This window comes from Vibrio sp. 10N.286.55.E10 (genome assembly GCF_002872555.1).
In the GTDB taxonomy this organism is placed as follows: domain Bacteria; phylum Pseudomonadota; class Gammaproteobacteria; order Enterobacterales; family Vibrionaceae; genus Vibrio; species Vibrio crassostreae.
Window position 1 is genome coordinate 24,483 of the sequence record NZ_MCSD01000011.1, and the last position, 14,526, is coordinate 39,008.

Annotated in this window: 14 protein-coding genes; 5 read left to right on the top strand and 9 right to left on the bottom strand. The window is 44.6% G+C overall.

The window, feature by feature from the left end; all coding sequences use genetic code 11:
• Positions 1–117: 117 nt before the first annotated feature.
• A complete protein-coding gene (locus tag BCV39_RS08480; RefSeq protein WP_102433643.1) occupies positions 118–2,094 on the bottom strand; it encodes a bifunctional 2',3'-cyclic-nucleotide 2'-phosphodiesterase/3'-nucleotidase in 1,977 nt (658 codons plus the stop codon).
• Positions 2,095–2,508: 414 nt separating this feature from the next.
• Between BCV39_RS08480 and cysD the strand changes: the two genes are divergently transcribed.
• The 4 genes from cysD (at position 2,509) to cysC (ending at position 7,337) form a co-directional block, all read left to right on the top strand.
• On the top strand, positions 2,509–3,453 hold the full coding sequence (gene cysD, locus BCV39_RS08485; RefSeq protein ID WP_226088532.1) for a sulfate adenylyltransferase subunit CysD: 945 nt from the start codon (positions 2,509–2,511) through the stop codon (positions 3,451–3,453).
• An 18-nt stretch (positions 3,454–3,471) separates the two neighbouring features.
• Positions 3,472–4,902 (top strand): sulfate adenylyltransferase subunit CysN, encoded by a 1,431-nt coding sequence (cysN, locus tag BCV39_RS08490; protein WP_048662155.1) that lies wholly within the window; start codon positions 3,472–3,474, stop codon positions 4,900–4,902.
• A gap of 65 nt (positions 4,903–4,967) precedes the next feature.
• A complete protein-coding gene (locus tag BCV39_RS08495; RefSeq protein WP_048659290.1) occupies positions 4,968–6,692 on the top strand; it encodes an SLC13 family permease in 1,725 nt (574 codons plus the stop codon).
• Between the two features lie 24 nt (positions 6,693–6,716).
• Entirely contained in the window at positions 6,717–7,337 is a 621-nt protein-coding gene (gene cysC / locus BCV39_RS08500; protein ID WP_102433644.1) for an adenylyl-sulfate kinase, read from the top strand.
• 164 nt (positions 7,338–7,501) lie between these two features.
• Here the strand turns inward: cysC and BCV39_RS08505 are convergent, their stop codons facing one another.
• The 7 genes from BCV39_RS08505 to BCV39_RS08535 all read right to left on the bottom strand — a co-directional run bounded on the left by BCV39_RS08505 (position 7,502) and on the right by BCV39_RS08535 (position 13,150).
• Complete coding sequence (locus BCV39_RS08505; RefSeq protein WP_048659288.1) at positions 7,502–8,410, bottom strand: TIGR03899 family protein; 909 nt, start codon at positions 8,408–8,410, stop codon at positions 7,502–7,504.
• Positions 8,411–8,761: 351 nt separating this feature from the next.
• Positions 8,762–9,277, bottom strand: a complete 516-nt coding sequence (locus tag BCV39_RS08510; protein WP_017058892.1) for a DUF3299 domain-containing protein — start codon at positions 9,275–9,277, stop codon at positions 8,762–8,764.
• A 14-nt stretch (positions 9,278–9,291) separates the two neighbouring features.
• The gene (locus BCV39_RS08515) at positions 9,292–10,551 is read right to left on the bottom strand and encodes an FtsX-like permease family protein (RefSeq protein WP_048659286.1); all 1,260 of its coding nucleotides are present in this window, start codon (positions 10,549–10,551) and stop codon (positions 9,292–9,294) included.
• On the bottom strand, positions 10,548–11,264 hold the full coding sequence (locus tag BCV39_RS08520) for an ABC transporter ATP-binding protein (protein ID WP_048659285.1): 717 nt from the start codon (positions 11,262–11,264) through the stop codon (positions 10,548–10,550). Before BCV39_RS08520 ends, BCV39_RS08515 begins: the two co-directional genes overlap by 4 nt.
• A gap of 140 nt (positions 11,265–11,404) precedes the next feature.
• Positions 11,405–12,175 carry a DUF2796 domain-containing protein gene (locus BCV39_RS08525; RefSeq protein ID WP_102460921.1) on the bottom strand — a complete coding sequence of 257 codons (771 nt, stop codon included), beginning with the start codon at positions 12,173–12,175 and terminating at the stop codon, positions 11,405–11,407.
• Between the two features lie 42 nt (positions 12,176–12,217).
• Positions 12,218–12,508 carry a DUF2607 family protein gene (locus BCV39_RS08530; RefSeq protein WP_102432487.1) on the bottom strand — a complete coding sequence of 97 codons (291 nt, stop codon included), beginning with the start codon at positions 12,506–12,508 and terminating at the stop codon, positions 12,218–12,220.
• 90 nt (positions 12,509–12,598) lie between these two features.
• Positions 12,599–13,150, bottom strand: coding sequence for a YtfJ family protein (locus BCV39_RS08535; RefSeq protein WP_048659282.1), 552 nt, complete (start codon positions 13,148–13,150; stop codon positions 12,599–12,601).
• A 252-nt stretch (positions 13,151–13,402) separates the two neighbouring features.
• Between BCV39_RS08535 and BCV39_RS08540 the strand changes: the two genes are divergently transcribed.
• Positions 13,403–13,603 carry a DUF1107 family protein gene (locus BCV39_RS08540; RefSeq protein WP_019821424.1) on the top strand — a complete coding sequence of 67 codons (201 nt, stop codon included), beginning with the start codon at positions 13,403–13,405 and terminating at the stop codon, positions 13,601–13,603.
• 109 nt (positions 13,604–13,712) lie between these two features.
• On the opposite strand, the gene msrA is transcribed toward BCV39_RS08540, so the two are convergent.
• Positions 13,713–14,342, bottom strand: a complete 630-nt coding sequence (msrA, locus tag BCV39_RS08545) for a peptide-methionine (S)-S-oxide reductase MsrA (protein ID WP_048662151.1) — start codon at positions 14,340–14,342, stop codon at positions 13,713–13,715.
• Positions 14,343–14,526 lie beyond the last annotated feature (184 nt).

A 14,526-nucleotide genomic window follows, 5' to 3' on the forward strand; every position in this document is an offset into this window, starting at 1 on the left:
CAGGTGTTTAAGGTTCGAAAGTTAAGGCTTTAGACTGTGAATTTAGATAAGAAAAGAAAAAGGCTGAGTTGTTAAACTCAGCCTTTTAAAAGGTTACCTATTGATTACTAGAGTAATCTATTTAGTTAGGTCAATTTGGTAAACGCCGAAACCAACATCGTCAGTCGCTACACGTTTCATTGGGTATTGACCCTTCTCTTTGATGAACTGTGCCGCTTTCTCACTTGGCGACGTTTCAAAGCGGATATCTAGCTTTTTATCTGTTTTGATTGGTGCGAATGACCAGTTGTTGTCAGCCGTTGGGCTTACTTGGCCTTGCTCTTTACTTACGCGAGAGATGTAGTTTGCAAGCACAGTACGGTTCTCATCTGGTGCATCAAATGCGATGAAATCTTCACCTGTACCTGGGAACTTAGCACTGTATGCACGGTAGTTGTTGGTCGCGATCAAGAAGTCTTGCTTCATGTCGATTGGCTTACCTTGGTAAGTTAGGCCAACAATACGCTGTGAGTCAGGGTTAACGACTTTACAGTTTGCATCGTATTTCGCAGGTTGAGTTACGTCGATTTGGTAATCAACACCGTCGATAACATCGAAGTTGTAAGTACGGAAGTTATCCCACTCGATCAGTTGTTGTGGTGCTGTTGAGTTCACGTCGATCTGGTTGAATTGACCAGCAGAACACTCAAGCCACTCTTTTACTTCGTGACCGGTTACCTTCATCGCAACTAGCGTGTTCGGGTAAAGGTACAAGTCAGCTGCGTTACGGAATGTCAGTTGACCAGATTCAACTTCAGTGAAGTTTGCTGGGTCATTCTTACGGCCGCCCGCTTTGAACGGTGCAGCTGCTGAAAGTACTGGCGTGCCATCTAGGTCTGGGTCACCTTGGATGAATTGCTCAACGTAATTTTTCTGTGCAAGGTTAACAATCTGTACTGTTGGATCGTCTTGTACTAGAGACAGGAAGCTGTACATCACATCGTCTGCTTTACCAATTGGCTGGTTAACAAACTCACGAGTACCTGCGTGGTCTTTTTCTAGTGCTGTTACGATGCCTTCATCTGCAGCAGCAAGCGACTTCTTCTCGATCTTGTCGTAGATAGGGCGTGCTTCTGATTGGCCTTTAACCACTTCCCACTTACCGTCTTTTTGTGCCAGTGTTAGGTCCATAACACCTACGTGGCTACCCCAACGGCCTGGCATGACTGCCGCAACACCGTTCATGGTGCCGTTTTCGTTATCAACACCTTGGATGTTGTCGAAGCCTTTACCAGGGAATACCGCGTGAGAGTGACCGAATGCGATAGCATCAATGCCTTCTACTTCAGAAAGGTAAAGCGTAGAGTTTTCTTCGCCTGCTTTGTATGGGTCTTGAGATACGCCAGAGTGAGGGATCGCAACGATAACGTCTGCACCTTCAGCCTTCATTTGAGGCACTAACTCGTTAGCAGTTTCAATGATGTCGCGAGCAGTAACTTTACCTTCAAGGTTCTTCTTATCCCACGTCATGATTTGTGGTGGAACGAAACCGATGTAACCCACTTTGATCTCATGCACTACGCCAGCTGTATCTTCAAACGTGTGTGTCTTGATGATGTAAGGCGTGAAGTAGTGCTCTTTCGTTTCTGCGTCGTAAACGTTAGCACTGATGTATGGGAAATCAGCGTCGTTGATAGACTCTTCTAGGAACTCAAGACCGTAGTTGAATTCGTGATTACCGATGTTTGCTGCATCGTAGCTTAGTTGGTTCATTGCTTTGTATGCAGGGTGAACTTCACCTGCAACGATGCCTTTGTCTGCCATGTAATCACCCATTGGGCTACCTTGCAGCAAGTCACCGTTATCAACTAATACGCTGTTGGTTACTTCGTTTTGAGCTTCTTTTACTAAAGTTGCAGTACGTGCTAAGCCGATTTTTTTCGATGGCTTGTCTTTGTAGTAATCGTAATCCATTAGGTTGGTATGGATGTCCGTTGTCTCTACGACACGTAGTTTAATCACTTCATCGGTATCTGGTGTTGTTGTACAGCCTGCTAGAGTCAAACCAAGACCCGCAAGTACAGCCAATGACAAAGGTTTCATTGCAACTTTCATTTTGTAGCTCCAAAGTGGATAGTAGAAAATTCGTTGCGTAATGTAACAAAATGGAATGAAACAATGATTACAACGAATGTTAATTCGTGACTTAGATCGATTACTTTATGGTGTTCTGCAAGACGCCTCCCAAAGCTGTTCAATCGATGCGCAATTGGTATCAATTATATTAGTCCATTCATTTCACTTGCTTATCGATAAATTCAATCCCTTATCAGCTTTTCGAATAAAAAATGAAATTTTAGAATTTCCAGTAATATGAGAGGCTCGTCATAATGCCTATATCAAGGACGTATCAGGCAGATGAATAGCAAGGATAGCTCAACACGAAGCTTCTGTTTTCTTCTAGTGCCAATACTCCCATTCACTTAAGTGGATGAGTTAAATCCCTTGCTTGGCAAGACCAAGTAATGAATTGCTCGTAACGCGAGCCTTAAAGGAAGCACTGAAATGGACCAAGAACGTTTAACCCACCTAAAACAGCTAGAAGCGGAAAGTATTCATATTATCCGTGAAGTAGCGGCTGAGTTTGATAACCCAGTAATGATGTACTCCATCGGTAAAGATTCTTCTGTGATGCTTCATTTAGCTCGCAAAGCGTTTTACCCAGGCAAGATTCCATTCCCACTGCTACACGTTGATACGGATTGGAAATTCCGCGAGATGATTGAGTTTCGTGATCGTACGGCTAAAAAGTACGGCTTCGACCTTTTAGTACATAAGAACCCAGAAGGTATTGAGATGGGATGTAGCCCGTTCGTACATGGTTCTTCTAAGCACACTGACATCATGAAAACTCAAGGCCTTAAGCAGGCGTTAAACAAGTACGGGTTCGATGCCGCTTTTGGTGGTGCGCGTCGTGACGAAGAAAAATCTCGAGCGAAAGAGCGTGTTTATTCTTTCCGCGACAAGAACCATACATGGGATCCAAAAAACCAGCGTCCTGAGCTTTGGCACACCTATAACGGTCAGGTGAATAAGGGCGAAAGCATTCGTGTATTTCCATTATCAAACTGGACTGAACTGGATATTTGGCAATACATCTATCTAGAGAGCATCGATATTGTTCCACTTTACCTTTCAGACAAGCGCCCGGTTGTTGAGCGTGATGGCATGCTTATCATGGTTGATGATGACCGCATGGAGCTGCAAGAAGGTGAAGTGATTGAAGAGAAAAGCGTTCGTTTTCGTACTTTAGGCTGTTACCCACTAACCGGAGCGGTTGAATCTGAGGCGAATACGCTAACAGGCATTATTGAAGAGATGCTGGTGGCTACGTCTAGTGAGCGTCAAGGTCGAGCGATTGACCATGATCAGTCAGGCTCTATGGAGCTGAAAAAGCGCCAAGGTTATTTCTAAGAATCTAAGGAAAGAAAAATGAATAGTGCAGTAGAAGCCGAATTGGCTGAACTAGGGATTGAAGGTTATCTAAGTCAGCATCAGCATAAATCTATGCTTAGATTTTTAACTTGTGGCTCAGTAGATGACGGTAAAAGTACGCTAATTGGTCGCTTGCTCCATGATACAAAACAGATTTATGAAGATCAGTTAGCCGCAGTTCACTCGGATAGCCAACGAGTGGGTACTACAGGTGAGAAGCCTGACTTGGCACTGCTTGTTGATGGCTTGCAGGCTGAACGTGAGCAAGGCATCACGATCGATGTCGCTTACCGCTACTTCTCGACGCAAAAACGTAAATTCATTATTGCTGATACCCCTGGGCATGAGCAGTACACGCGCAACATGGCTACAGGCGCTTCAACGTGTGATCTGGCGGTGATCTTGATTGATGCTCGTAAGGGCGTACTGGATCAAACGCGTCGTCACTCGTTTATTTCTAACTTGCTTGGTTTGAAGCATTTCATCGTTGCAGTCAACAAGATGGATCTCGTGGAATATTCACAAGATCGTTTTGAAGAGATTCGCGATGAATACCTAGAGTTTGCTGAAAACCTAGAAGGCGAAACTAACATTCAGATCCTGCCAGTTTCGGCGCTTGAAGGCATCAACGTTGCTGCACCAAGTAAAGAGCTAGCATGGTTCGAAGGTCCATCTCTACTGGAAGTGTTAGAGAACGTCGATATTGATCAAAAGCGTTCTGCGGGAGAATTCCGTTTCCCTGTGCAGTATGTGAATCGTCCGAACTTAGATTTCCGTGGCTTTGCAGGCACAGTGGCCTCTGGCCGTGTAAGTGTTGGTGACGAAATCAAAGCACTGCCGTCAGGCAAAACGTCTAAGGTTGCACGTATCGTGACCTTTGATGGTGATTTGGAATCTGCACAAGCGGGCTTGGCGGTAACGCTGACCCTTGAAGATGAGATCGACATCAGCCGTGGTGATTTGATTGTGTTGGAAAACGCTCAGATTGAATCTACTAACCACGTATTGGCTGACATCGTGTGGATGACAGAGCAACCACTACAACCGGGCAAAGCTTATGACATCAAGATCGCAGGCAAGAAAACCGTCGGTCAGGTTGAAACCGTTCGTCACCAATACGACATCAACAACCTGTCGACTCACGCCGTTGATGAGTTGCCACTGAATGGCATTGGCTTGTGTGAATGGTCATTGAACGAGACAGTTGCGCTGGATAAATACCGTGAAAGTGCCGATACCGGTGGCTTCATCGTTATCGACCGTCTAACTAACGTGACGGTTGGCGCAGGTTTGATTCGAGACCGTTTGGACTCTGTTGAACAGCAAGTGGGTAACTTCTCTGCATTTGAACTTGAGTTCAACGCATTGGTTCGCAAGCATTTCCCTCATTGGGATGCCAAAGATTTAAGCCAACTACTGAAGTCATAAACGACTAAGTAACAGCTTATTGAATCAGGCGGAAACCGATCGTTTCCGCCATAAAGGACGGGTATATGTGGCAACAAGGATTTGTATTAGCGATTTTGCTCGGCATTATTACTTGCCTGCTCGTTACCCGTATTAAGCCAAGCTTTATTTTTGCTGGTGCGGCGTTTATTGCTTTTATGGCTGGTATGATCGACTTGTCGAGCTTAGCCAATAATTTCACTAACTCCTCATTACTGACTTTAATTCTTCTGATCCTCGCATCAAGTGCGTTGGAGAAAACTCGCTTAATCAGCTGGGTTAGCCGCAATATCTCTGAAGGTAGGCTAGGTACTGTGGTTGCGAAGTTAGGTATTTCCACAGCGTTACTTTCTTCTTTTACTAATAATACGGCAGTAGTTGTCTCTTTGATCGGAGCGATCAAACGTAATCAACAGCATGCGCCATCTAAGTTACTTATTCCTTTGTCATACGCTGCTATTCTTGGTGGAACACTGACATTGATCGGTACCTCAACCAACTTGATCATCAATAGCTTTGTTGAAGATGCCGGACTGCCAAGCTTAAACTTTTTTACACCCACTTTGATCGGTTTAGCGGTTTTAGTCGGCGGTGTGTTGATCCTTATCCCTCTGAGTTACTTCTTACCAAGCTACGATGATGGTTCCCAAGATGATCTGCCTTACTTTCTAGAAGCGAGAGTTGAGCCCGGCTCACCGTTAGTCGGCCGCAGCGTAAGTGAAAATAACCTCCGAGCATTGAGAAAACTGTTCTTAGCGGAAGTGATTCGCGACGGTAAAACCACGGCTTCGATTGACCCTGATTTTATTCTTCAAGCTCGTGACCGATTGCTGTTTTGTGGTGATGTCGAGAGCGTGGCGACACTGCAAGAAATCCAAGGACTGACTCTGTTTGGTCAGCACCATTTGAACGGTCAGAGCTTCGTTGAAGTTGTGGTGAGTTCATCGGCAAGCTTTTGTAACAAAACACTGAAAACCAGCCAGTTTAGAGACCGTTTCGATGCAGTTGTGGTTGCTATTCGTCGTGGTCATGAACGCCTTGAAGGTGGGTTAGGGAATATCACATTGACCGCTGGTGATACCTTGATTTTGGTTCCCGGTAAACGCTTTGAAGAACAGCGCCAACAACACAACAAAGAGTTTGTGTTGATGAATGACTTAGATTCGAGTGCCAAGCTTGATGCCGATAAATCGACGTTTGTGTTGCTCGGCTTTGCTAGCGTAATTGGCCTTGCTCTTGTTGATGTAGTACCTATTATCAAAGGCTTAGCTGGTTTCTTACTATTGCTGGTGGCATTTGGCGTGGTACAACTTGGTGAACTTCGTCGCCGTTTTCCGGTTGATATTGTGGTGATCGTGGGCTCTGCGCTGTCTATTGCTCAACTGATGATTTCATCAGGACTATCTGAGCGCATGGGGTTGATGTTCATGGAGGCCTTTAATGGTTGGGGAGTGTTCGGCGCGTTAGTTGCGACTTACTTTATGACTTTGGTTCTGACTGAGCTTGTTACCAATAATGCGGCTGCAGCACTCTCATTTCCTATTGGTTACAGCATGGCGGTAGGCTATGGCGTCGATCCCATGCCGTTTATCATGGCGGTACTATTTGGTGCCAGTGCTAGTTTCATTTCTCCATACGGCTACCAAACCAACTTACTAGTTTATAGCGTAGGTAATTACCATCTTACGGATTACCTACGTATTGGTATTCCAATCTCGATTGTTTACTCGGGCTTGGTACTGACCCTAATTCCTTACTTTTTCCCATTTTAATGCTGTTTATTTAAAGGACTATTTATGACCGCAGTACTCAAACACAAAGATGAGAATGTTGTGTGGCATCAACACTCGATTGATAAAGGATTCCGCGCGGATCTGAAATCACAAAAGCCAGCTGTGCTCTGGTTCACGGGGTTGTCTGGTTCTGGTAAATCGACAGTCGCTGGCGCATTAGAAAATCGCTTGGCACAGCTTGGTTACCATACTTACTTATTGGATGGCGACAATGTGCGTCATGGATTATGTAGTGACCTTGGCTTCTCTGAGCAGGATCGTAGAGAGAACATCCGTCGTATTGGTGAGCTCGCTAAATTGATGGCGGATGCAGGCTTGATCGTGTTGTCAGCCTTTATTTCTCCGCACCAAGCAGAAAGACAATTGGTACGTGACTTACTGCCGGAAGGTGAGTTTCTGGAGGTGTTCGTCAATACGCCATTAGAGGTTTGCGAACAGCGTGATCCTAAAGGTCTGTATAAGAAAGCACGTGCCGGAGAGATCCCGAACTTTACAGGTATTAGTTCAGTGTACGAAGCGCCTCAGAACCCTGAGATTGATCTACCTGCAGGTGAGAAGACGCTCGATGAATTGGTTGAACTGTGTATTGATGCGTTGGAGAAGCGAAATATTTTAGCCAATTGAGATCGTTGGTATGATTAAGGCTGTCCACTTGCTTATCGGTTTGTTCATAACTGACAAGTAATACAGTCTTGGTTTACCGAGACAAGAAACCTATCCTCTATATTCTCTTTATTCTTCTCAATCCACTTCACTTTTTACACCGTCTATTTCTTAAACTCTATTATCTAGACGGTGTAATTCACGCTGCTTTTCACTTCTGTCTGAACCGTGAATTTCTGGCTCAATAGTGCAATCAGCTGGTCGTAATACTGTGTGTTTGGCTTGTTGCCAAGCAAGGTACAAAGCTCATTACCTGTTGGGCTGAATCGGTAGTAAACCAGCTTCACCCCTTTTGATAACGGTGCCAGTGACATACTTTTACCTTGATAGGTTAGGTGCAGAGCTGGATCGAAATCAATTTCTCCAGACTCTAACTCAGTGCCGAGAATAATCCCGAGTTCAATCAAATGGAGCAGGCTAGAGTAGGGAAGGTTATGCCCACCAAGGTTGATGGTGTTGGTGGTGTCTCTTTTACCAAAGCTGAACAGCCCTGCATGAGATTTGAAGCCGAGTAAGAGCTTTCTGCTGTTATCGCTACCAAAGCTACAACCCAGTGATGCCGCTCTTTGTAGGGTCAGTGCTTCCTTTGGCGTCATGTCTTTTAAGATCTGAAGCGCCTTCATCGACGTCGAGCCTGGGTTAGTGACTTCTCGTTTCAGTACTTGAGCCCATAGCCTTTGCATCGATGTATTGTGGATCTCTTGTGCCATATCGAAAAAGCGGTACAGCCAGTCCTGATCCGGGTCGCCCGCCGCTTCATCCTTACATGAAGAGTGCGCCAACTTTAGAATCTGTTCTAGGTTCTTTTGGCGAAGCTCTCTACGTTTTTTCTCTCGCAATAGTGCCCGTTCGATAAGGGTACTCTCACCTTTATCGTTTGGCTTTGCATTGTGACTAATTAAGGAATCGAGGCCGAAGCTTTGTGCGATGTGCAGCATTCTGCTGGCACTGTCGGCAATATGAGGCTTTTTCTCATGCTTGTGCTGTGTATCGCTAGCATGCTCGATGATCACTGGCTGTTTGGTTTCTGACATAAGAGTATCCTAAGGAAACGACTTAACTGTCTAAAATGTAACTCTTTATCTGATTGGTGGCTAGATTTTGCGTGCAGAGTTGAAGGTTTCAACAAAATTTTACTTTTGCTAATGATAATAAAATGTTAAATTTGTTGTAATTCTCAAGGAGGAGTTATGAATCAAGTCAATGATAACAAGCTGAAGAAACAGCTCAGTATAGGGTTATTGCTCGCGACTTATGTTGCTGTTCTAGCTTACTTATCTAATTACATCGCGTAATTCAGAAGAAAATTATCGTTATTAAACTGTTATTGAATGATCTCACTCGTTCAGTGACGGCAGCTCATCCTTGAACCACCCTTCTAATGACTACATGTCGTCATATTCTTCAATCGCAGTACCTTCAATAAGATAACCTGTTTGCGCTAAGTCATGGCTGATCGACTCAGTTTTTAGCGTACCGACTAAATAAATCACATCCCATAACTGCTGTATTGGCGCACCTTTCGGGAACTTCACGTAGATGATTTGGTTCGGTGGCGGCGGTGGCACGTGGATACATGCGCCAAAGTACGGTACCAGCAGAAACTCAGTGATCATATTCTCATCACCTTCCAATGGAATCACAAAGCCTGGAATCTTCACTGTGCTGCCATTCAGCTCTGGGCGAACAGCACCAAGTGTCGATTGTTGAGGTTTGTCCATACTATTGTGGTCAACCATTGGCATACCAAATGAATCTAGTTGAGCGCGCTCTGATTCTGGAATCAAATCAATCCATTCAAGTGTTAATACCGATTCGTCATTCTGAGTGGTTTCAGCGTGAGCTGTACTGATAAATGGGAACAGAAGTAGCCCAAGTATCAGTAGGAATTTGCGTTGCATCGTAGGTTCCTATTTTAGATTCGAATCGTCATGCCATCAGACAATGACTGGCGGTAAGCCCTGAAAGCGGGAATAAAGCCGATAATGATTCCGGCAACTTGGACCAGCATAAGCAGTTTCCACTCATGAGGTGTGATTGCGGATATCGATATGTTGATACCATAACTTTGTTGCACAATAGGAGCAACCACTGCGATCAGCGCAAATAACACCGCAACACCTAATGTAATGCCAAGGAAGGTCAGCGCACTGGCTTCACTGATCAGTAAACCAAACACATGGCGAGGTCTTGCGCCCATTGCACGCAGGATGGCCATCTCGCGACGCCTTTCTTGCAAACTAGTGAGTAGGCTACTGAGCATGCCCAATAAACCGGCGACAACAACAAATCCTGAAACAATTAACAATGCTTGTTCTGCTACAGCCATCATTCCCCACAATTCGTGAAGGGCAATGCCCGGCATAATGGCGCTCAAAGGTTCTTGACGGTAGTTATTGATTTCTCTTTGCAGTGCGAAGGTTTGGATCTTCGAATTCAGCCCGAGCATCATTGCGGTAATCTGCTTCGGTTGGAAATCAAAAGTCTTTAAGGTTTCGGCATCCGGTGTGTGTCCTAGGTTAGCACCTGACTCCCAGCCAACATGAATCGCTTCAATAGCCTCTAACGAAACATGCACGGTCTTGTCTACCGGCGTTCCTGTTGGTGCAAGTATTCCTACAATCTTGAAGGGCAGATTATCGTGACGGCTGAACGCCACATCGCTGATACCGTGTGCAAGAATGATCTGGTCACCGATTTTGTAATCCAGTTTCTTAGCGACATCGGCACCAATCACTACATCGAATAGCTGTTCAAATTCTTTACCTTGTTGGAAAGTAAGTAACTGCTTACTTCCATAGCGATAGTTTTCAAAGTAACTATGATTTGTACCCATCACGCGGAAGCCTTTGTGTGAATCGCCCAATGAGATTGGGATCGCCCACTTTACTGCGTTGTGCTGGCTAAATTCTTGGTAGCTTTTCCAGTCGATGTTGTTGGTCGCATTACCGATTCTGAATACTGAGTAAAGCAGTAGGTTTACCTGACCAGAACGGCCACCGACGATAAGGTCTGTACCTGAAATGGTATTCGCAAAGCTGCTCTTGGCTTCGGTTCTTACGCGCTCTACACCGAGCAAGAGAATGACAGACACCGCCACGGTAAGAATAGTCAGAATAGCCGTGGCTTTACGATTGAGTACGCTTTTTAAGGCTAAGTGAGTAATTACTTTCATACGACAACCTTAGCTTGGTTAACGGTTTTTAAATCTATGGTTCGAGTGAACAACTTTTCGAGTGTTGGATCGTGACTCACAAAGATAAGCGTCGAGCCCGCTTGATTGGCCTGTTCTAGCAACAGTTCGATAAAAGCTTCTCGGTTGTCATGATCTAAAGCCGAGGTTGGTTCGTCGGCAATAATGATTTTGGGTTGGCCGATCAAAGCACGAGCGGCAGCAACACGTTGTTGTTGGCCAATACTCAGCTCAGTAACAGGTTTATCCATTAAGGCTTGAGGTAGCTTTAGTCGTAATAATAAATCTTGAGCGGTTGCTTGCAGGCTGTTCTTACTTTCCGTTACTTGTTGCTTGCGAATAGCTGAGAACTGGCAAGGAAGCGTCACGTTGTCGATTACTGATAAGTAAGGGAGCAGGTTAAATTGTTGGAAGATATAACCTATATGGTCGGCTCTGAATTTGTCTCTTTGACGAGGTGTAAGCTGAGTCAGGTCTTGGCCTAAGATAGAGACTTCACCTTGTTCGGCTTGGTTGATTCCAGTCAGCAGGCCTAACAATGTTGATTTCCCACAACCACTTGGCCCTTTTATGAAAAGGTGCTCTTGAGCTTGGATGTGCAGAGAAGGGATCTCCAGCGTTGGCGGTAATTCAGGCTTCCAACGAAAGCTAATATTTTCGAGTTTGACCACAAGTGATGAACTGTCAGAGGGCATGCGAGCTCCAATAATTAAAGCGGTGTATCTACTGGACAGCAATTAGAAGCATAAATTCCCTAGAGCACACCGATTTGAACAGCCAAGTAAGTAGGTACTTACTTGGCTGCTTATTTACGTTTAATCCGATCTGGGAGTGATTAGAATCGGAAACTAATACGCTCTGCGTTAAGTACTTCTTGTACTTGAGCTGTGTCTGTTAGTAGGTTCACCGTCATTTTTTCAGTGTTGCTGAACTTAGAGAACCACTGAGTGCTAACTGTGTCTAGCTTAGCAACATCTGAACATTCATAGTGGTACTCAACAGTGAACTCACCGTGGCCACCTTGTGAGTGATCATGGCCTTCATGGTCGTGGTGCTCGTGACCTTCATGGTCTTTGTGGTCATCATGATCATGTTCAGCATGGTCATGGTCATGGTCATGGTCTTTGTGGTCATCATGATCGTGTTCAGCATGGTCATGGTCTTTGTGGTCGTCATGATCGTGCTCAGCGTGGTCTTTGTGGTCGTCATGATCGTGCTCAGCGTGGTCTTTGTGGTCCTCATGACCGTGTTCAGCGTGATCATGGCCTTCATGCTCATCATGATCGCCTTCTAGCGTGTTAGTCACTGATTTAAACTTCAGAGTACAGCTCGCATTGTTAAAGCTAAACAGTTCGTCTGGCTTGTTCAGTTGTGCGATAGCTTGTTCAAACACTTTCTTTTGCTCAGCGCTTTCTGGTGCATGTTCAAAGCCAACCACATCGGCGCCTGGTGCTGTTACTTCAACAAGCAGTTCTTGCCCATCTTGCGCGATGTTTACTTCAACTTGACCATGTACGTGTGCATCATGAGAGCGGAATTCTTCGTTAGCTAGAACATTTGTAGAGACAGTCATGCCGATAACAACGGCTAAAATAGAAGGTTTCATGTTTTGTTTCCTGAATAAAGGTTAATTAAAAAGTAGTGGTAATTAAGCGATATTTACAGGAGGTGAGCGTGCCAAGTAAGCGAAGTATAGCCGCTGTAGTGAAGTTACTGATTCTGTGATAACGGCAGTAAACTCTGAATGAAACTCTGGAACTTGTGGCAGCGAGTGTGCCGTAGTGAACTGATTTATTGAAAACAGCTCACAGTGATGCGAAGTGTGGTGCTCTGGGTCAATGTCCACCATGTGTGTTGCTGCTAACACGCTTAGCATGAGCATCAGCCCAAGCAACAAGCCTGTTTTGCGTTTCACATTGTTGGGTGTGTCTTGCCACATCAGGATGATTAACCACAGAATAAAAAAAGGATACTGTTATAATATAACAATATCCTTTGATAAGATCTCGAAAAAGAGGTGAATATCTGATTAAAGACTCGCTTTAATCAATTCAATGACTTGCGTGACCTCTGATTCGTTAAGTGCGCCTTCTTTCACAAACAAGATTTTCCCTTGTTTATCTTGAACGATAATCGCTGAGCTCTCTTCTTTCAGAGCCCAAGATGAAGCGACGGTGCCATCTTCGTCTAACACCATAGAAGACCATGGAAACTCTTCTTTGCTGCTTTCTGCTGACGATTTAACAAAAGAACCCGTACCCCAGATAGCATCATCTTGGTTGATGATGGTGGTGGTTTGGTAGCTGTCTTCTGAGAACTTCGAGGCGGTAATGGCTGCCATCAATGGTGCGTTTAGCTCTTTAGAGCTGCTACGGCCAGCGATAGCTTGAACGACGCGAACTTTACCTAGGAGGTTGCTGGTTGCCCAAGTTTGATATCCGGTATTACCGTCGTTTAGAACGATTTCACCATAGTTGCTAACATCAACAGCAGGCAGAGTTGAACCTACAGATAGATTGTGAGCATTGGCGAAGAGTGGAGAGGCTGCGGCTAAAAAAGCCAGTAGAGTTTTGTTTTTCATTATATTTTTGTTCCGCTTATTGGTTTGCACTGGAAGTATAATATGAAATTTGAAAAATGCCTCTTTAACTTTTTTATCGTACGATGTAGAAATAAGTTGCAGGCTTGTTACCAAAAGGTATAATGCATCAATATCAAGATGAACAATAGATTATCTTGCTGTTTGCTAAAGGAATTAGCGATTAAATGTGCTTCGAATACGGTGGTGTTCAGGTGTGTGACTGTAGTACTCAAATGGAATTGAGGTTGTATTATGTTAAGAAAATTTTCTACTTACCGTCCACATCAGGTGGCGCGTTTCGTTAAAGTCCTGTTCAAGGGCCAATTTGCTATCGAAGGTGTCGGAGAGTTTCGCTTCGACCAAGGCAAGGTGCTTCTTCCTGAAGTTTCAGACAAACAAAAGCTCACTATTTTTAAAGAAGTTAACGGCACGATTGCTGCGTTGCCGGTGTAACTGCGCTTTATCGATTTGTTTGCACCGAATAGATTAACAATGAAGAGGGCTTCCTAATGGAAGCCCTTTTTTAATGCGTGTCGTTCTCGCTGGTATGTCGAACGGCACTTTATTGTGGAGGGAAGCAGACACCGGTTCCACCCAACCCGCAATAACCATTCGGGTTTTTAGCTAGGTATTGCTGGTGGTAGGTTTCTGCGAAAAAATATTTTCCAGCAGGCAGAACTTCCGTCGTGATCTCGTTGCCTAATGATTCAGTCATTGCTCGTTGATATTCACGTTTAGAGTGCTCAGCGATAGATTGTTGTTCTTCACTGAAGGTGTAAATCGCGGAACGGTATTGAGTCCCTAAATCGTTGCCTTGGCGCATCCCTTGAGTTGGGTCATGACGCTCCCAAAAGGTTTCAAGTATTCGAGCTAGAGAGGTTTGTTCGCTATCGAAAATGACACGAACGACTTCGGTATGGCCAGTTTGTCCAGTACATACTTGTTCATAAGTGGGGTTAACAGTGTATCCGCCAGCGTAACCAACGGATGTTGAAATAACGCCATCCAATTGCCAAAACAAGCGCTCAGCTCCCCAGAAGCATCCCATACCAAGTAGGACTTCTTGTTGAGAACTCGTAGGCGCATCGAGCAGGTCAGTTTGATTGACGAAATGGCGCTCAGTAATTCGAATTGGGTCAGCATTTCCCGGTAATGCGGTTGCTGCAGAAACCAGTTGTTGTTTGTTTAGCATGTTATATTCCTTTTCGCATACGTTTACCGCGCTGGCTTTTATTTAACATGGGTTCATATTAACTGTTGGTCAATATTGAATAAGTCTTTAAATTAGACCGTGTTATTCCAGGATTTATTACAGACTCAATGCCTATTTAGCGGTATTATTTCTTTTCACTTATTAACGTATTGATAACTTCTTC